The sequence below is a fragment of the Ornithinicoccus sp. genome, from assembly GCF_057176825.1.
Window position 1 is genome coordinate 514005 of record NZ_CM169976.1, and the last position, 15856, is coordinate 529860.

At 66.8% G+C, this 15856-nt stretch carries 20 protein-coding genes and 3 pseudogenes; 16 read left to right on the forward strand and 7 right to left on the reverse strand.

What is annotated here, in order from left to right; all coding sequences use genetic code 11:
* Positions 1-8 precede the first annotated feature (8 nt).
* Positions 9-257 carry a hypothetical protein gene (locus tag AC1QRC_RS02755; RefSeq protein ID WP_484205319.1) on the forward strand — a complete coding sequence of 83 codons (249 nt, stop codon included), beginning with the start codon at positions 9-11 and terminating at the stop codon, positions 255-257.
* Complete coding sequence (locus AC1QRC_RS02760) at positions 254-1258, forward strand: SRPBCC family protein (RefSeq protein ID WP_484205320.1); 1005 nt, start codon at positions 254-256, stop codon at positions 1256-1258. The genes AC1QRC_RS02755 and AC1QRC_RS02760 overlap by 4 nt, the downstream gene beginning before the upstream one ends.
* A gap of 34 nt (positions 1259-1292) precedes the next feature.
* On the opposite strand, the gene AC1QRC_RS02765 is transcribed toward AC1QRC_RS02760, so the two are convergent.
* Together AC1QRC_RS02765 and AC1QRC_RS02770 are read right to left on the reverse strand one after the other, a co-directional pair.
* Positions 1293-1886: an NUDIX domain-containing protein gene (locus AC1QRC_RS02765; protein WP_484205321.1), complete on the reverse strand. Its 594-nt coding sequence runs from the start codon at positions 1884-1886 to the stop codon at positions 1293-1295.
* A gap of 88 nt (positions 1887-1974) precedes the next feature.
* Positions 1975-2439: a nucleotidyltransferase domain-containing protein gene (locus tag AC1QRC_RS02770; RefSeq protein ID WP_484205322.1), complete on the reverse strand. Its 465-nt coding sequence runs from the start codon at positions 2437-2439 to the stop codon at positions 1975-1977.
* 206 nt (positions 2440-2645) lie between these two features.
* Between AC1QRC_RS02770 and AC1QRC_RS02775 the strand changes: the two genes are divergently transcribed.
* Together AC1QRC_RS02775 and AC1QRC_RS02780 are read left to right on the forward strand one after the other, a co-directional pair.
* Complete coding sequence (locus AC1QRC_RS02775; protein WP_484205323.1) at positions 2646-2903, forward strand: type II toxin-antitoxin system Phd/YefM family antitoxin; 258 nt, start codon at positions 2646-2648, stop codon at positions 2901-2903.
* Positions 2891-3289: a type II toxin-antitoxin system VapC family toxin gene (locus tag AC1QRC_RS02780; RefSeq protein ID WP_484205324.1), complete on the forward strand. Its 399-nt coding sequence runs from the start codon at positions 2891-2893 to the stop codon at positions 3287-3289. The genes AC1QRC_RS02775 and AC1QRC_RS02780 overlap by 13 nt, the downstream gene beginning before the upstream one ends.
* A gap of 387 nt (positions 3290-3676) precedes the next feature.
* Here AC1QRC_RS02780 and AC1QRC_RS02785 read toward each other — a convergent pair whose 3' ends face one another.
* Positions 3677-4183, reverse strand: a complete 507-nt coding sequence (locus AC1QRC_RS02785) for an N-acetyltransferase family protein (protein WP_484205325.1) — start codon at positions 4181-4183, stop codon at positions 3677-3679.
* Positions 4184-4333: 150 nt separating this feature from the next.
* Between AC1QRC_RS02785 and AC1QRC_RS02790 the strand changes: the two genes are divergently transcribed.
* Positions 4334-5059: a nucleotidyltransferase domain-containing protein gene (locus tag AC1QRC_RS02790; RefSeq protein WP_484205326.1), complete on the forward strand. Its 726-nt coding sequence runs from the start codon at positions 4334-4336 to the stop codon at positions 5057-5059.
* Positions 5060-5210: 151 nt separating this feature from the next.
* On the opposite strand, the pseudogene AC1QRC_RS02795 reads toward AC1QRC_RS02790, so the two are convergent.
* A pseudogene (locus tag AC1QRC_RS02795) lies at positions 5211-5483 on the reverse strand (class I SAM-dependent methyltransferase); the annotation flags it as partial.
* A 49-nt stretch (positions 5484-5532) separates the two neighbouring features.
* Positions 5533-5991 (reverse strand): YunG family protein, encoded by a 459-nt coding sequence (locus AC1QRC_RS02800; RefSeq protein WP_484205327.1) that lies wholly within the window; start codon positions 5989-5991, stop codon positions 5533-5535.
* 425 nt (positions 5992-6416) lie between these two features.
* Between AC1QRC_RS02800 and AC1QRC_RS02805 the strand changes: the two genes are divergently transcribed.
* Together AC1QRC_RS02805 and AC1QRC_RS02810 are read left to right on the forward strand one after the other, a co-directional pair.
* Complete coding sequence (locus AC1QRC_RS02805) at positions 6417-6638, forward strand: HIT family protein (RefSeq protein ID WP_484205328.1); 222 nt, start codon at positions 6417-6419, stop codon at positions 6636-6638.
* A 597-nt stretch (positions 6639-7235) separates the two neighbouring features.
* Positions 7236-7685, forward strand: coding sequence for a hypothetical protein (locus AC1QRC_RS02810; protein ID WP_484205329.1), 450 nt, complete (start codon positions 7236-7238; stop codon positions 7683-7685).
* On the opposite strand, the gene AC1QRC_RS02815 is transcribed toward AC1QRC_RS02810, so the two are convergent.
* The gene (locus tag AC1QRC_RS02815; RefSeq protein ID WP_484205330.1) at positions 7678-8118 is read right to left on the reverse strand and encodes a CueP family metal-binding protein; all 441 of its coding nucleotides are present in this window, start codon (positions 8116-8118) and stop codon (positions 7678-7680) included. The two genes, AC1QRC_RS02810 and AC1QRC_RS02815, sit on opposite strands and share 8 nt — an antisense overlap.
* 365 nt (positions 8119-8483) lie before the next feature.
* On the opposite strand from AC1QRC_RS02815, the gene AC1QRC_RS02820 reads away from it, so the two are divergent.
* The 7 genes and pseudogenes from AC1QRC_RS02820 to AC1QRC_RS02850 all read left to right on the forward strand — a co-directional run bounded on the left by AC1QRC_RS02820 (position 8484) and on the right by AC1QRC_RS02850 (position 13177).
* A complete protein-coding gene (locus tag AC1QRC_RS02820) occupies positions 8484-8831 on the forward strand; it encodes a DUF305 domain-containing protein (protein ID WP_484205331.1) in 348 nt (115 codons plus the stop codon).
* Positions 8779-9117, forward strand: a complete 339-nt coding sequence (locus tag AC1QRC_RS02825; RefSeq protein WP_484205332.1) for a DUF305 domain-containing protein — start codon at positions 8779-8781, stop codon at positions 9115-9117. The genes AC1QRC_RS02820 and AC1QRC_RS02825 overlap by 53 nt, the downstream gene beginning before the upstream one ends.
* 191 nt (positions 9118-9308) lie before the next feature.
* On the forward strand, positions 9309-9524 hold the full coding sequence (locus AC1QRC_RS02830) for a heavy-metal-associated domain-containing protein (RefSeq protein ID WP_484205333.1): 216 nt from the start codon (positions 9309-9311) through the stop codon (positions 9522-9524).
* A gap of 330 nt (positions 9525-9854) precedes the next feature.
* Entirely contained in the window at positions 9855-10040 is a 186-nt protein-coding gene (locus AC1QRC_RS02835) for a hypothetical protein (protein ID WP_484205334.1), read from the forward strand.
* Positions 10021-10569: a hypothetical protein gene (locus AC1QRC_RS02840; protein ID WP_484205335.1), complete on the forward strand. Its 549-nt coding sequence runs from the start codon at positions 10021-10023 to the stop codon at positions 10567-10569. The genes AC1QRC_RS02835 and AC1QRC_RS02840 overlap by 20 nt, the downstream gene beginning before the upstream one ends.
* A 41-nt stretch (positions 10570-10610) precedes the next feature.
* Positions 10611-12879, forward strand: a pseudogene (locus tag AC1QRC_RS02845) (heavy metal translocating P-type ATPase).
* A gap of 28 nt (positions 12880-12907) precedes the next feature.
* Positions 12908-13177 (forward strand): hypothetical protein, encoded by a 270-nt coding sequence (locus tag AC1QRC_RS02850; RefSeq protein WP_484205336.1) that lies wholly within the window; start codon positions 12908-12910, stop codon positions 13175-13177.
* Here AC1QRC_RS02850 and AC1QRC_RS02855 read toward each other — a convergent pair.
* Positions 13162-13416 carry a hypothetical protein gene (locus tag AC1QRC_RS02855; RefSeq protein ID WP_484205337.1) on the reverse strand — a complete coding sequence of 85 codons (255 nt, stop codon included), beginning with the start codon at positions 13414-13416 and terminating at the stop codon, positions 13162-13164. The genes AC1QRC_RS02850 and AC1QRC_RS02855 overlap by 16 nt on opposite strands.
* Before the next feature lie 81 nt (positions 13417-13497).
* On the opposite strand from AC1QRC_RS02855, the pseudogene AC1QRC_RS02860 reads away from it, so the two are divergent.
* Positions 13498-15438 (forward strand): annotated as a pseudogene (locus tag AC1QRC_RS02860) (heavy metal translocating P-type ATPase); the annotation flags it as partial.
* Between the two features lie 69 nt (positions 15439-15507).
* A complete protein-coding gene (locus AC1QRC_RS02865) occupies positions 15508-15822 on the forward strand; it encodes a metal-sensitive transcriptional regulator (protein ID WP_484206560.1) in 315 nt (104 codons plus the stop codon).
* Positions 15823-15856: the final 34 nt, after the last annotated feature.

Consider the following 15856-nt stretch of genomic DNA (forward strand, 5'->3'; position numbering starts at 1 on the left):
TTGCTTACATGTCAGCTCAGAGCGTTGCGGTCATCGCCTCCGACACCACCGACCCGCTGCAGGGGCTGCGGGCCGTGGCCTCGTTGCGTGCCTTGACGGAGTCGCTGGAACTGCGCCAGGTGGAGGCGGCACTGCGCGCCGGGATGAGTTGGCATGAGGTCGCCGAGGGCCTGGGGGTCACCCGGCAGGCCGTGCACAAGAAGTACGCCAAGCGGATCGACCCGAGCATTCCCGTCCCGAGGAGGACTTCCCGATGAGCACCATGGCTGCGATCTTCGACAGCTCGCAACGGCTATCCCTGTCCGCCCGCGAGGAGGCCCTCCGTGCCGGACGGCCCATGATCGGCGTGGAGGACCTCTTCCTCGCGCTCTTCTCGACCGGCGGAGCCTCCAGTCGCCTCCTTGCCTCGGCGGGGGTCGACCTGGACTCCGCACGGTCGGCCATCGGCGCAGCGCGCGCGGAGCGGATCTCCGCGCTGGGGATTCACACCGATCAGTTGCACCCCCACACCCGACCACTGCGGGAGGCCGGGTCCGCGCAGGTGGAGTTCTCCGAGCCCGCCATGCGAGTGCTGGGCGACGTGAGGGAGCACGACGACGACCGGCACATCCTCCTGGCCACCATCAACTCCCCCGACGGCCTCGTGGAGGAGGCGCTGGGCCGGCTCGCGGTCGACGCGACGGCCTGGCGTGAGGACCTGGCGACGATCGACGGCTCCCCCGTCGCCTCGCAGCACACGCCCACACTGGTCTCTGACGAGGCCGGTCGTTGGCTGCGGGTCACGGTGCCGTGGCACCTGCCCGTGGCGCCCACGAGGGTGATGGCCCTCCTGTCCGACCCGGCACAGTGGGGCCGGTGGAACGATCACGAGGGCGTGCGTGCCATCGATGCCGCCGGCACAGTGACCGTGACGGACCCGGCACCCGCCCGCTGGGCAGCGGCGCTCGGAGTCCGGAGGCGACGTTCGTCGCACCGGCTCGCGGCCACCGAAGACCCGGGCAGCGTGACGTGGGAGATCACGACCGAGTCGGTCGGACAACCACTGGGCCGCCGCCGCCCGTCTCGGCAGCGCCTGGGGATCCAGGTTGCGCCCACCGCGTCAGGCACCGCCGTGACCTACGAGTGGGACTGGCTGCTGACCCGCACACCGGGTGGGATCCGCCGCCGAGCCCTCGCCTATGCCCTGAAGAGCCGCGTGATGACCTGCGCTACGGGGATTGCCCGGGAACTCGCGGAAGCCCCGGACGGGCCTGAGTGAGCAGCGGCGGCGCACGACCCGCGGGCCTGCATCATCACTGCGGGGGTGAGGATCCAACGGGGATGCCAGCGCTGGTCTCCAGCATTTCGAAGGCGCTCGCGAGTCTGGTTGCTCCGGCGGGTGAGGTTCGTCCGATTGCCTCTTCAGGAGAGAGCCAGAAAGCGCCGACAATCTCTTCTCGCTGAAGGGACAGGACAGGGTCACGATGCAGGGGGCGGCTGTCAAAGACGAACTGCACCGAACTTGGCCCACCTTCTGAAGTGACCACATGCTGAACGGCCAAGAGCGACCCGATCTCAACGGTGAGGCCCACCTCCTCCTGAACCTCGCGTCGGGCCCCCTCCGTCGGGGACTCGCCCACTTCAATCAGGCCGCCAGGCAGGATGAGGTAGTCCCGATTGTGCGTCTGGACCATCAGTAGCGTCCCGTCGACGCTCCACACGAGAACCCCGGCGGCGAGCACATGAAGCGGCCAGCCATCCTCCATGGCAATCAATCTAACGAAGAGGCCGTCGCTGCCCTGCCCCTGCAAAGCTCGATGGAGTCGACATGAAGAATGGGAGACCCAGCCGAAGCGGCCGGAACGCTTCGACGCAGCAGTGCGGGCCGACTCCTCGGCGGGGGTCATAGTCGCCTCGCACGGCATGGTCCTGACAGCCTGGTTGGTTGCACCCGGGGTAGTGGCGGCTCTCCTTCGACACCGGGTCGAGCGCGGGTCATAGTTGGTCAATGATCTCGAGGTCATGTAGGTCGACAGATCGAACGTCGTAGCCGGTGCGCAGTTGCCGCTGTCGAGCCGCGGACGCCACCACGACCTCGACGCCACCGATGACGCCCACCACTCGATCCCGGGCTGCGTGGACGAAGACGTCCTGACCGAAGCCCTGCTGGATGCCATCACCGTTGACTCTGAGTTCCATGGGATGGACATCGATACGTCCGTCCTCGCTGGCAAGCTCCACCCGGATGGGTAGCCAGTCCTCGACGATGTGATAGCCGCGGGCAGAGAGCCACTGCAGGAAGCTGGGGACCGTCGTCGAGTCGACGAAGAGATCGAGGTCACGGTGCTCTCGGGTCTCGCGGCCGACCAGGGCATCCACGCCCCATCCTCCGTTGATCTGGTAGGTCACACCGCGGGCGATCAACCACTCGACGACCCCCACGACCTCGTCGGCGGGCATGAGTCTGGCAAGAGTCATAGAGACCAATCTTGAGTCCTTTAGCCCCGACGGGTCGAGTGCGGGCCCGCCGGTCCTGGGGCAAAGTGGCGGACACTTCGGCAACCGGCCGGGCGTCGGCATACCCGCTGGGGAGTAACCGCAGTCGCGTCTTTCGTCGCGGACCTCCGTCCGTCTGACTTGTCTGACACAGGTGTAGGATCGGTGTCATGACCACAATCACCGCACGAGAGGCGTCCCGGGGGTTCTCCAGGCTGCTCGACCGCGTTGAGCATGACGGGGAGGAGTACACCGTCGAGCGTGACGGCCGGGTGGTGGCTCGTATCGTGCCGGCGACTACACGCACCGTCGCCGGCTTCCTCGCCCGCCGCGCCGGACGTCTGCCGCTCGACGACGATTTCGCTGCCGAGGCTACGAGCGCAAACCCCCTTCTCATCGTGGACACAGCAGACCCATGGCACGCCTGATCCTCGACACCAACGCCCTGATCCAACTCGGCCGCCACGGGGAGCGCGTCACCGGGATCTCGGAGTCCGACGACATCGCCATCGCTGCGGTCACACTCGCCGAACTGCGGCATGGCGCCCTGGCGGCGCACACTGCCAGGCGGCAGGCGCGTGAGCAATTCATCCAGGACGTCGAGGAGACGATCGAGGTGCTGCCGTACACGAGGTCGACCGCGGCGGAACACGCCGCGCTGCTCGACCACGTTCGTCGCTCAGGGAAACCTCGTGGCGCCCACGACCTCATCATCGCTGCGCACGCACGGCAGACCGGGCGCCAGGTCGTGACTCGCGACGGCAAGGCACGCTTCAGCGACCTGCCCGGCGTCGGCATGCCCGCTGGGCAGTAACCGCCGTCGTCGACCGATCCGGAGTGTGGTCACATCTCCAACAGCGGCACCTAGCGCAGTGCGATCAGCTCGTCGATGACCCGGTCGCCACGCTTGAGCACGCCAGGAATCCTGTCGCGGCGTCCGAGACGGATAGGCCACTCAAGTGCGTGGAAGGTACGCCACGCGCCTACGACACCGTTTGCGACTGTTGAAGACTACCCTTTGCGGACTTGATGTCATACCTTCTGCGACCCTGGTGCAGTTCTTCGCTGGGCGTTGCCCGACCACCATTGTCGAGATGCAGTGAACATTGCGCAGCCGCCCCGGCGAATCCTGCACGATCAGGGTCTCCCCCGGCACAAGCTGAGCAAAGTAGCGCGCCTCGCGGCAAGAGCGGATGTGCGGCTACGTCCCTCGGCGCGGGTGTGCCAGCCGGTCTCCTGGATCTCCGAGGTCGATCTCGTAGAAGTCGAACCCCTCCTGGCCAGACCCCTCAGGCCTGTAGCCCATGGCTTGATATGCAGCGGCGGCCTGTCCCTGGTTGGCGTACCAGAACACGTAGCGCACGGGTTGCGAGCGAGCCCACGCTTCTACGGCATGCATCAGACATCTGGCCACTCCCTGACGTCGTCGAGTGGGGGAGGTGTAGAGATCGTCCAGCTTGACCGTGCGGTGCGTGTTGCCGGACCGCAGGTGCTGTCCCAGATCGTGCAGTGCGGCATAGCCCAGGAGCGTGCCGTCTGTAGCGACGGCCACGAACATCGGATGGTCGGCAGAGACGCAGAACTTGGGAAATCGGTCGCGGAGCGCTGACTCATCATCGACGAACCCCATGTCCAGGAGCATCGGGAGGAGCTGCTTCAGGTCTGCGGGCTCGACGCGGCGGACACAGACGCACTCAGTCTGTGACACCGTCGCTGCCTCTCGACATCTGATGTCGAGATGCAGGGAGGATTGCGCGACGGTTCCAGTGAACCTTGCACGACCAGCCCTTCCCGACGGGGGTCGTGCAAAGTAGGGGCTCCGCAGCAGTTTGCGGTGCAATTCATGCCGGGAGCATCGATGCGGCACCAACTCGGCTTCCGCCGTACGATCGCCTGGACCAAACCCGCGCAGCAGGTAGCCTGGCTGACCGTGCCGCAGCAACCTCCCTCTGCAGAACCTCGCGCTGTCCGCCCGCTCGGGCCGGAGGAATTCCACCGCTGGTACGGCGGCTGGGACCCTCTTGACCCCACCACGATCGCGGCGTTCATGGACGGCTTCGACCGGCCGTGGTGGATCATCGGCGGCTGGAGTATCGAGGCCTTCACAGGCGTCTCCCGGCACCACGAGGACATGGACATCTCGATCCTGTCAAGCGATGCCGAGGCCTTCAGGCTCTTCCTCGGTGACCGCTGGACGCCTTGGAATGTCGACGACAGTTGGTTCCGGCCGTTCGACCACCGCTTCACCAATGTCCGTGCCGACAGCCAGGTGTGGGTGCGCCGCGACGCCCATTCGCCTTGGGTTCTCGACGTTCCGTTTACTCCCGATACCGACGGCCACTGGACCAACAAGCGTCACCTCGCGCACATCGAGGACCTCGAGGACGTCACCTGGGTCGCACCGGATGGATTGCGCTATGCCCGGCCCGAAGTGACGCTCATGTTCAAGGCTGCTCAGGTCCGGGACAAGGACCGTCGCGACGCCGAAGTGGCTCTCCCGCGACTCGACTCCAATGCAAGACGTTGGCTCCGGGACACCATCGCACGCATGGCTCCCGACCACGAGTGGGTGCGGACGCTCTGACGGAGGCTGAAGAGTCGTCGCGCGGGGGATGTTACGTAGGGGATGTCGCTGCGCAAGATTGGCCGCATCTCGACTGTCGAGATGCACCGAAGGTTGCACACCCAGCCTCGACCGACCTTGCATGTTCCGACTCTGCCATCGCACGCGCGCGTTAGGAGGGGCTGACCAGTAGGTACCGCTCATCCTGGATCTCCTTGCCCCAGTACACCGCGTCGAGCATGGGTCGGACGGTGACTTCGGCACGAGCCGTTCGCACAATCCGCTCGGCCTCGACCGCAGTCAGCCCGGCACCAGTACTCCATCTTCCCTCGATGAGCATCAGGAGCCCGCCGGGCTTGAGCAGGTCGACCCACGTGGTGATCGAGGCGAGCGGGTCTGGCAGCGCCCAAAGGACGTGCCGACTCAGCACAACGTCGTACGTGGCCGGCCGGAGCTTTGGACACGAAGCGTCCCTGAGATACGGGCTGTACGCGTCACTGCGCTAGGCCCGCCCCAGGATGTCGAGCATTGGCTGACCTTCGATGCTCGCGCTGGTCGAGACGTCGGTGGACTCTTTGGAGGAGAACCTCCACCCGTTGCACGGTCGCTTCACTGTCATTGAGCGTGGCACGGTCTCGGACGTGCCAGTCGCAGACGACCGAGCCAGGAGGGAACCGCTGCCACGTCAGGTCGACGTGGACCTCGCCCACGGTGGTATCGAGCAGATTCCAGAAATGCTTCTCCTCTGCGATCCCCGTCCACACACGGCCCTCAACGATCTCCAGCACGGGATACAGGAGTTGCAACACCCGGGACGTGGGGTAGCACTGACCCAGGGACGGCACACCCAGCCTGGAGGCCCCACGGAAAGCCGTTGCGGGGCTCCAAGATTCCTGCAGTGCCTCACGGACACGGATCATGCTCGGTGTCATACCGCCATCCTGTCCGGCCATCAACGCTATGCCGCATACAAGCGTCGCTTATGCGAACTTCACTGCATCTCGACATCTGATGTCGAGATACGGCGAAGACTGCATGACGGTCAGCAGCGAACCTTGCACAATCTGGGTTCTTCCGCCTGGTCGTGCAGAGATCGCGAGGGATGGGAGCATCGTTGAGTGCGACCACCCACTCACGAACCCGCCGGGTACGGCTGCCCCTTCTGTCGCCTCCAGGCTGGCATATTCAACGACCGCAACCAGCCCAGCGACGTGGTTACCGTAACCGACCGCGCTTACGCACGCATCGCACCGAAATGGTGGCCAGCCAACGCGGGTGGCGCTCTCGTCATACCCCGACGGCACGTAGAGAACCTCTACGAGATGGACAAGAAGACGGTTACGCGGTCTGGGACCTCACGCAACAGGTCGCCAAGGCCATGCGCTTCTCGTATGACTGCGAGGGGACTTCAACGCGCCAGCACAATGAACCTGCAGGTGGCCAGGATGTCTGGCACCTTCACGTCCACGTGCTCCCGCGGTTCAGTGATGACCGCCTCTACCAGCGGCACCTAGACGCCCGGTGGGTTCACGTTGATGAACGATGCTCCTTCGGGGAGAAGTTGCGGGATGCCCTGCGGTTGCCGACGACGTTCGGGTGAGAGGAGACTCGCACCATGGTCGACTTGGCCGTTCCGCATCACCGCTACCACTCCTCGTTCCTGGAGTCCCATCATGAGTGGGACGGCAAGCAGCATGACGGATCCGGCCTGCCAGCCGGATTGAAACCGAAGACGGGTTCGCGGCTTGGGTGAGGCACCTGCTGGCCTCTGAAACGCACCAGCATTCTCCGGGGCAGCCGACGTGCACCTACCGCTGGATTGTGCACGGGGGAGGAGTACCTGGGGTCGATCCTTCTGCGGCACACGCTGACTCCTGCGTTGACTCACAGGGGCGGGCACATCGGCTATGGCGTCCGTCCTTCAGCGAGGCGGCGGGGGCTTGCATCGTGGGTATTCGCCAGGCCCTTCCGATCGCCCGCAATCACGACCTCGACCGAGTCCTTGCGACCTGCTACGAGGACAACACCGCATCGTGGCGGGTCATCGAGAGCTGCGGTGGCGTGCTTGAAGACGTACGCGCGAATGACTACGGCCGTCAGTACCGTCGCTATTGGATCGAGACTTGGACGGCCGGGACTCTTGCCCCGAACGTGGAGGGCAAGGGTGGCGGTGGTGGTCAGCGTTAAGGTCGCACACATGCTGAACGTCGTTTCGACAACGGCTGCCTACCGGCTGCTTGCTGACGTTCCGGTCGGCCTGGAACGGGAGAGGGCGTGGGTCGATGATTATGAGGCGGCTCCTCCCAGCATCTTCGCCGCGTACTATTCCGGCTTTGGTGATCCAGTCGGGCGCCGGGAGGCATGCGCCGGGGTAGACGTGGTCCTGGCGGGCCTTGATGCACGTGAAGTCAGGGTGCTGCGCGAGCTGGATGCGGCCAGCGCGGACTTCGTGCGACTGGGGCTGATCCCGTATGACACCGATCTGGATGTTGTCCTCATGGTGGGTGTGGGTGACTCGGACGCATGGGTAGATGTTCTTCGTGGTAGTCCGACCCTGTTTGTCGCTCTGGAGATGCTGCGCGAGCCTCCGGCCGATGCCCGTCAGGACGTGCGCTCGGTGGGACGCCTCAGGTCCGCCCTCAGGTGAGCTGGATCGTGGTCAGGCACGTGGGGTCGTCAGTTCCGGTCGAGACCGGAACCTGCCCCGTTCCATCTTCGGCTGAGACGCGCAGTGTTCCCTGGAGGTCACGAGGTAACCACAGGCCCACGAATCCGTTGTCGAAGGTGGTCAGTTCCTCATCGACCACGACCTCGCCGGCATCGTTGGTGACGGTGACTTGGACGTCCTCGTTGCTCAGTTCTCCCAGGCAGGTGGTGAGGCTGTGGTAGTAGCACTCGTGGGTCTGGTTCACGTAGGGCGCGAACGAGAGGTAGAAGCGGTCTTCGGGAAGGTCGAGGCTTATCTCTTCTGTCCCGGCCGAGAGCTGCAGTTCATCGACGCGGACTGATGCCATCAGGTCCGCCGGACGATCCTCGACATCTAGCCGATCCAGGTGCTCGATGATCTCGGTCGCTTCCATCCCCACCAGGTCGTGGGAGCTGAGGATCTGGTTGTCGGCATCCGGGAGCCTGCGAAGAACAGCCGGCAACGACCATCAAACCAACGGCAACAACTGCGAGGACGCGCAAACGGGGCAACAAACAGCCTTTCTGGGAACGCGGGCCCCCGTCCCATGTGGGCGCGAGGGGTGGGGCCGAGACGATCGGCCTGATTCTCACCGGATACGGGCCTGTCACGGGCCCGGGCGGAACGGCCATGAACACGCTAACCCACGCCTTCGGCGTAGCCCGTCACCCGTTCCATGAAGAGTTGATGAAGGTCCGGACGTCAGTGCGGTCGGTGCCTGTCTCGGCCTGTTGACTCGGGAGTGACCCCAACTCGCCGATGAAGAAGGATCCCGTGACGTTTGCACGCCGCGTGACCACCACCGCAGTCGCTGGCCTCCTCACCCTTGGCCTCACCGCATGCGGAGAGAACGCCGAGGACGAAGCCGCATCGCCGACTCCCACCGCTACGGCCCCCACCTCTACTGCTGGGGCCACGACGACCGGACCCGATGCTGCCGTGGACCAGACACACAATCAGGCCGACACCGACTTCGCCCAGATGATGATCGTCCACCACGAAGGGGCCATCGACATGGCCGACCTCGCGGTAGAGAACGCGGACACCGATGCAGGTGCGCACCCTTGCGGAGGACATCTCCGCCGCCCAGGGACCAGAGATCGATGAGATGACCTCCTGGCTCCAGGCCTGGGGCGAGGACGCCGCCCCGGAGCACGGCGGCATGGATCACGGTGGCATGCAGATGGACGGGATGATCGCAGGAGGAGGCCATGACCGAGCTGGGGTCGCTCGTCAGGCCGCGGAGTTCGACCAGCGGTTCCTGGAGCTGATGATCGAACACCACCTGGGCGCCGTGGAGATGGCCCAGTCCGAACTGGAGAACGGCGAGAACCCGCAGGCACTCGAGCTCGCCAAGCAGATCGTCGAGGACCAGCAGGTCCGAGATCTCTGAGATGGAGCAGATGCTCCAAGGGCTCTAGATCCCGGTCAGCCCGCAGGGGCTGCCGGGTGGCACGGCGCGTAGGCTACAAGGCCGGGCTGTGCCTTCCCCACCCGCAACAGAACGGTGCGGACCACCAGTTGTTGCGTGATACCCCATACGGGTATACGGTGCTCAGATTCCACGAGGAAAGGACACCCACGATGAGCACCACTCAGACCTATGCCGTGACCGGGATGACCTGCGGGCACTGCGAGTCCGCTGTCCGCGAGGAGGTCTCCCAGATCCCTGGCATCGAGCAGATCGACGTCAGCGCCTCGACCGGGCACGCTTGCCGATTACCGCAGAGCGGCCCTGTTGACGACGCTGCGGTGATCGCAGCGGTGGACGAGGCCGGGTACCAGGCAGCGCGGAACTGACCATGCGTGCCCCAGCCAGACTCGGCCTGTACGGGCTGACCTTGGTGACCGTGTTCGCCGTGGCGTTCGCCACGGCGGGCGCGGTCGTCCCGGATGGGGTCGTGCAGTCCTGGTCGCGAGCAGACCGGCGATCACGCCGGGGACCACGCAGGAGGTAACGACGCAGGAGGTAGCGACATGGAGACCGCTCACCAAGGCAGCGCGACCACTGCCGGCCGGACTGTCTCTGGCTGCGGGCGGGTACCGGCTGACCGGCGTCACCGCACCAGCCACAGGTGGGCGGAGGAGCAGGAACTCACCCTCACGATCGAAGGTCCGAACGGTCAACCGGTGACCGACTTCGACGTGTCCCACGAGAAGGAGCTGCACCTGATCGTGGTCCGCACCGACGGTGCCGGATTCCGTCATGTGCACCCGAAACGCGATAGCCAGGGCCAGTGGTCCATCCCGTGGCAGTGGGCCGCAGGCGGGCAGTCACCGCGTGTATGCCGAGTTCGTGCCCACCGCGACCGGTGAGGACATCACCCTCTCGACCGTGGTGCAGGTCGGCGGGGACTTCACCCCTCAGTTGGCGGACGACCCGACCAGGACGGCCCGCACCGACGGATACGAGGTCGAGATTGAGGGAGACCTGGCCGCCGGTGCGTCTTCCACGCTGACGGTCCGGGTCACCCGTGACGGTGAGCCGGTGACCACGCTGGAGCCCTACCTGGGTGCCTACGGTCACCTGGTCGCGCTGCGCGAGGGGGACCTGGCGTACCTGCACGTGCACCCGCACGGCGAGGAGCCCGTAGCCCGGCCAGACCTCGGGACCGGAGGTGGCTTTCGAGGTGAGCGCCCCGACACCGGGCCGGTACCTGCTCTACCTGGACTTCCAGGTCGCCGGGGAAGTGCACACTGCCCCGTTCGTGCTGGACACGATGACACCACGGCTGGGTCCGGCGAGGAGGGGCCCACCACCGACGAAGCGCCCACCACCACTGACACGGGCGCCGGGGATGGCACGGGACACGAGGACGGAGACGACCATGACCACGACGGGTGAGCCCACCGACGTCGAGCACTATCGAGCTGCAGATCGGTGGCATGACGTGCGCCTCGTGCGCGATGCGGGTCGAGAAGAAGCTCAACAAGGTCGATGGCGTGACCGCGAGCGTCAACTACGCCACCGAGAAGGCGCGGGTCACCGCACCTGAGGGCTACGACCCCCGCGAGCTGATCGCCGTGGTGGAGAAGACCGGCTACACCGCTGCCCTGCCGGCCCCACCCAAGAACGCCTCGGGCGAGGCGATCGGGGAGGGTGGCTCGGCCGAGGATGCCGAGCTGCGCAGCCTGCGTCAGCGCCTCATCGGCGCAGCGGTCCTGGCGGTGCCGGTGATCGCGATGGCGATGATCCCTGCCCTGCAGTTCGACTACTGGGGGTTCGCCTCGCTTGTGCTCGCCGCCCCGGTGGTCGTGTGGGCCGGCTGGCCGTTCCATCAAGGCCGCCTGGGTCAACCTGCAGGCACGGCGCGGCGACGATGGACACGCTCATCTCGGTGGGCACGACCGCTGCCCTGGCATGGTCGGTCGTGGCGCTGTTCTTCGGCACCGCCGGCCAGCCCGGCGTGGTCCACCCCTTCGAGCTGACCGTCTCCCGATCCGAGGGCCTGGGCAATATCTACCTGGAGGTCGCGGCCGGTGTCATCACCTTCGTGCTGCTGGGCCGGTACTTCGAGAAGCGCTCCAAGCGCCGCGCCGGAGCGGCCCTGCGCGCCCTGCTCGAACTCGGCGCGAAGGAGGTCGCGGTCCTGCGCGACGGCCGGGAGCAGCGCATCCCGGTCGAGGAGCTGAGTGTCGGGGACCAGTTCGTGGTGCGCCCCGGTGAGAAGATCGCGACCGACGGGATCATCATCTCCGGCAGCAGCGCGATCGACGCCTCCATGCTGACCGGTGAGTCGGTGCCGGTCGAGGTCGCCGAAGGGGATGCGGTGACCGGCGCGACGGTCAACGCCGGCGGGCGCCTGGTCGTCGAAGCGACCCGGGTCGGTTCGGACACCCAACTGGCCCAGATGGCCACCCTGGTCGAGGAAGCGCAATCCGGCAAGGCCGAGATCCAACGCCTGGCCGATCGTGTGTCCGGGGTCTTCGTGCCGATCGCGATCGCGATCGCCGTTGCCACGCTCGGGGCGTGGATCGGTGCGGGCTTCCCGCTCAGTGCCGGTTTCACCGCTGCGGTGGCGGTGCTGATCATCGCCTGCCCGTGCGCACTCGGTCTCGCGACCCCGACCGCGCTGCTGGTCGGTACCGGCCGCGGCGCCCAGATGGGCGTGCTCATCAAGGGCCCTGAGGTGTTGGAGTCCACCCGGCGCATCGACACGATCGTGCTGGACAAGACCGGCACCGTCACCACCGGCAAGATGACCCTGCTCGACGCCGTCCCGGCGGCGGGGGTCGACCGGGAGCGAGCTGCTGCGCCTGGCCGGCGCGCTGGAGGATGCCTCCGAGCACCCGATCGCCCAGGCCATCGCCAAGGGCGCCACCGCCGAGGTCGGGGAACTGCCGGTCCCGGAGTCTTTCGAGAACGTCGAAGGGCTGGGCGTGCAAGGGGTCGTCGAGGGCCACGCGGTTCTGGTCGGGCGCGAGTCGCTGCTGCAGGAATGGTCCCAGCACCTCGATGGCCATCTGGCCGGGGCCAAGCGGGAGGCCGAGGCTCAGGGCAGAACCGCCGTCGCGGTCGGCTGGGACGGGGCCGCGCGCGGGGTCCTGGTCGTGGCCGATGAGGTCAAGCCCACCAGCGCAGAAGCAATCGCCCAGTTCAAGGAGCTCGGACTCACCCCGGTGCTGCTCACCGGTGACAACCAGATCGTCGCACAGCAGGTCGCCGCGGAGGTCGGGATCGAGCAGGTGATCGCCGAGGTCCTGCCCAAGGACAAGGTCGACGTCGTCGCCCGCTTGCAGGGCGAGGGCAAGAGCGTCGCGATGGTCGGCGACGGGGTCAACGACGCCCCGGCGCTGGCCCAGGCCAACCTGGGACTGGCGATGGGCACCGGCACCGACGTGGCCATCGAGGCCGCCGACATCACGTTGGTGCGCGGTGACCTGCGGGCGGCCGCCGACGCGATCCGGCTCTCCCGGCGGACGCTGCGGCACGATCAAGACGAACCTGTTCTGGGCGTTTGCCTACAACTCTGCCGCGATTCCGCTGGCCGCCTTCGGGTTGCTCAACCCGATGCTCGCCGGTGCGGCGATGGCCTTCTCCAGCGTCTTCGTCGTCTCCAACAGCCTGCGACTGCGGACCTTCACATCGAAGTCCGCCGTGCCCGCCGGAGCGATCCGCGCCGCCGAGCCCGTCCGCATCACCACATCCGCATGAGAGCGCACACCGCCGAAAGGAACCAGAGATGACCACCCACCACCATGACAACCAGGACACCAACGCAGTTTCCGGCGCAGGAACTTGCGGCGGGCACGCCCGCTCCGAGGACGACCTGGCCCAAGTCGGCCCACAGGACATCGCCGAGTGCCCGGTCATGGTCGGCACCACGGTCATCAAGGCCCAGGCCGAAGAGTCCGGCCTGTACCGCGACTACCAGGGCACCCGCTACTGGCTGTGCTGTGACTCCTGCGGTCCCCTCTTCGACGCCGACCCCGACCGTTACACGGCCGCGTAGTCATCCGCGAGCACAAACCCCCACCGCAGGAGCCCCACACGCGGCACAGACTCACTCCAAGACAGGTAGGCGATAGGAGCATGACCATGCGCGACGACCAGAACCACGGCCCTGACCCCGCCGACGATCACCACAGCGGTCCAAAGACTGATCCAGACGACGAGCATGCTCACCACGCAGAGCAGAGGGTTGATCACCCGGACCACGCGCACAGCGACCATGACGCCAAGGGTGCGCACGGGTCACATGGTGAATCAGGTCATGGCGGTCACGCGGGTCATGGTGATCACGTGGGGCAGTTCCGGCGACTGTTCTGGATCATGCTGGTCCTGGCCGTGCCGGTCGTGGGGTTCAACGACATGTTCGCCGACCTCCTGGGGTATGACCTGCCTGCTGGCGGCGTGGGTCTGGTGGGTCTCTCCCGTGCTGGGCACCGTCATGTACGCCTGGGGCGGTCAGCCGTTCCTGACCGGCGCGGTGGAAGAGATCCGCACCCGCAAGCCCGGCATGATGCTGCTGATCGGCTTGGCGATCACGGTGGCCTTCCTCGCCTCGTGGGGCGCCAGCCTGCGCGTTCTCGATCACGAGCTGAACTTCTGGTGGGAACTGGCGCTGCTGGTGGTCATCATGCTGTTGGGCCACTGGATCGAGATGCGTTCCCTGGCCCAGACCACCTCGGCCCTGGACTCCCTGGCGGCACTCCTGCCCGATGAGGCCGAGAAGGTCTCCGGGGATGAGGTGGTCAAGGTGGCCCCGGGCGATCTGGTGGTCGGTGACGTCGTGCTGGTCCGCCCCGGCGGTTCGGTGCCCGCAGACGGGCGGATCGTCGACGGTTCGGCGAGCATGGATGAGTCCATGGTGACCGGTGAGTCCAAGACCGTCCGGCGCGAGAGCGGTGAGCAGGTGGTCGCCGGGACCGTGGCCACCGACTCCGGGCTGCGGGTCGAGGTCACCGCCATCGGTGAGGACACGGCCCTGGCCGGCATCCAGAAGCTGGTCGCCGACGCCCAGGCGTCCACCTCACGCGCGCAGCGGATCGCCGACAAGGCCGCCGCGTGGCTGTTCTGGTTCGCCCTCGGCGCCGCGGTGGTCACCGCGACCATCTGGTCGCTGATCGGCCTGCCGGACTCGGCGGTCGTGCGCACCATCACCGTCCTGGTGATCGCCTGCCCGCACGCCCTCGGCCTGGCGATCCCGCTGGTCGTGTCCATCGCGACCGAACGTGCCGCCCGAGGCGGCGTCCTGATCAAGGACCGCCTCGCCCTGGAGTCGATGCGCACCGTCGACGCCGTGCTCTTCGACAAGACCGGCACGCTGACCAAGGGCGAACCCACCGTCACCGGCGTCGAACCCGTTGACCGGGCACGAGGAGGAGGAGGTGCTGGCCCTGGCCGCGGCAGCAGAATCCGACAGTGAGCACCCACTGGCCAAGGCGATCCTCGGCGCTGCCCGCGACCGGGAGTTGACGGTGTCGTCCGCCTCAGACTTCTCCTCCTCCCCAGCAGTCGGGGTGAAAGCCAGCGTCAACGGGACGGTCATCGAGGTCGGAGGCCCCTACCTGCTGGAGCAGCACGGTGCCGCCGAGCTGCCGGTCGCCGAGGCCTGGCGGGCCCAGGGCGCGATCATCCTGCACGTCCTGGCCGACGGTGAGGTGATCGGCGCGCTGCGCCTGGCCGATGAGATCCGCCCGGAGTCCCGAGACGCAGTCGACGCGCTCCACGCTGCCGGCGCTCAGGTCGTGATGATCACCGGCGACGCCCAGGCCGTGGCCGACACCGTCGCCAAAGAACTGGGCATCGACCGGGTCTTCGCCGGGGTGCGCCCGCAGGACAAGGCCGCCAAGGTCGCCGAACTCCAGGACGAGGGGCGCAAGGTCGCCATGGTCGGCGACGGGGTCAACGACGCACCCGCCCTGGCCCAGGCCGATGTCGGCATCGCCATCGGCGCCGGCACCGACGTGGCGATCGGCTCGGCCGGGGTGATCCTGGCCTCCTCGGACCCACGCTCGGTCCTGTCGGTCATTGAGCTCTCGCGTGCCAGTTACCGGAAGATGAAGCAGAACCTGTGGTGGGCCGCCGGCTACAACCTCATCTCTGTACCGCTTGGCCGCGGGCGTCCTGGCACCGATCGGGTTCGTGCTGCCGATGAGTGTCGGCGCGATCCTGATGTCCGCCTCCACGGTCGTGGTCGCCCTCAACGCCCAGCTGCTGCGCCGGCTCGACCTCACACCGGCGCACAGCGCCAAGACCTTCCTCGACCAGCACAGCCACCCGATGACCCGCCCACCCGGCCAGGTCGCGACCCCCCCGTCATCAGACAGGAGTATCCAGATGACTACCGAGGCCACACCACTCACGGAGGCCACGCACGGCTACATCAGCGACAAGGCCCGCTACCTGGCCCGTCTCAAGCGCATCGAAGGACAGGCCCGAGGCATCCACCGGATGGTCGATGAGGACACCTACTGCATCGACATCCTCACCCAGATCAGCGCGCTCACCTCGGCCTTGGAGAACGTCGCGCTCGGCCTGCTCGATGACCACCTCAAACACTGCGTCGTCGGCGCCGCGAAAGCCGGTGGACCCGAGGCAGAGCAGAAGATCAACGAGGCCTCACAAGCCATCGCCCGACTGGTCAAGTCCTAAAGCAGCCCATGACAGCCGACCTGCAACCCCCCCA

Excerpts from the sequence above, each read along its gene's own strand:
- AC1QRC_RS02755 (WP_484205319.1), top strand. The coding sequence starts at position 9 with ATGTCAGCTCAGAGCGTTGCGGTCATCGCCTCCGACACCACCGACCCG.
- AC1QRC_RS02760 (WP_484205320.1), top strand. The coding sequence starts at position 254 with ATGAGCACCATGGCTGCGATCTTCGACAGCTCGCAACGGCTATCCCTG.
- AC1QRC_RS02765 (WP_484205321.1), bottom strand. The coding sequence starts at position 1,886 with ATGACCCCCGCCGAGGAGTCGGCCCGCACTGCTGCGTCGAAGCGTTCC.
- AC1QRC_RS02770 (WP_484205322.1), bottom strand. The coding sequence starts at position 2,439 with ATGCCCGCCGACGAGGTCGTGGGGGTCGTCGAGTGGTTGATCGCCCGC.
- AC1QRC_RS02775 (WP_484205323.1), top strand. The coding sequence starts at position 2,646 with ATGACCACAATCACCGCACGAGAGGCGTCCCGGGGGTTCTCCAGGCTG.
- AC1QRC_RS02780 (WP_484205324.1), top strand. The coding sequence starts at position 2,891 with ATGGCACGCCTGATCCTCGACACCAACGCCCTGATCCAACTCGGCCGC.
- AC1QRC_RS02790 (WP_484205326.1), top strand. The coding sequence starts at position 4,334 with ATGCGGCACCAACTCGGCTTCCGCCGTACGATCGCCTGGACCAAACCC.
- AC1QRC_RS02800 (WP_484205327.1), bottom strand. The coding sequence starts at position 5,991 with ATGGCCGGACAGGATGGCGGTATGACACCGAGCATGATCCGTGTCCGT.
- AC1QRC_RS02805 (WP_484205328.1), top strand. The coding sequence starts at position 6,417 with ATGCGCTTCTCGTATGACTGCGAGGGGACTTCAACGCGCCAGCACAAT.
- AC1QRC_RS02810 (WP_484205329.1), top strand. The coding sequence starts at position 7,236 with ATGCTGAACGTCGTTTCGACAACGGCTGCCTACCGGCTGCTTGCTGAC.
- AC1QRC_RS02815 (WP_484205330.1), bottom strand. The coding sequence starts at position 8,118 with ATGGAAGCGACCGAGATCATCGAGCACCTGGATCGGCTAGATGTCGAG.
- AC1QRC_RS02820 (WP_484205331.1), top strand. The coding sequence starts at position 8,484 with ATGAAGAAGGATCCCGTGACGTTTGCACGCCGCGTGACCACCACCGCA.
- AC1QRC_RS02830 (WP_484205333.1), top strand. The coding sequence starts at position 9,309 with ATGAGCACCACTCAGACCTATGCCGTGACCGGGATGACCTGCGGGCAC.
- AC1QRC_RS02850 (WP_484205336.1), top strand. The coding sequence starts at position 12,908 with ATGACCACCCACCACCATGACAACCAGGACACCAACGCAGTTTCCGGC.
- AC1QRC_RS02865 (WP_484206560.1), top strand. The coding sequence starts at position 15,508 with ATGACTACCGAGGCCACACCACTCACGGAGGCCACGCACGGCTACATC.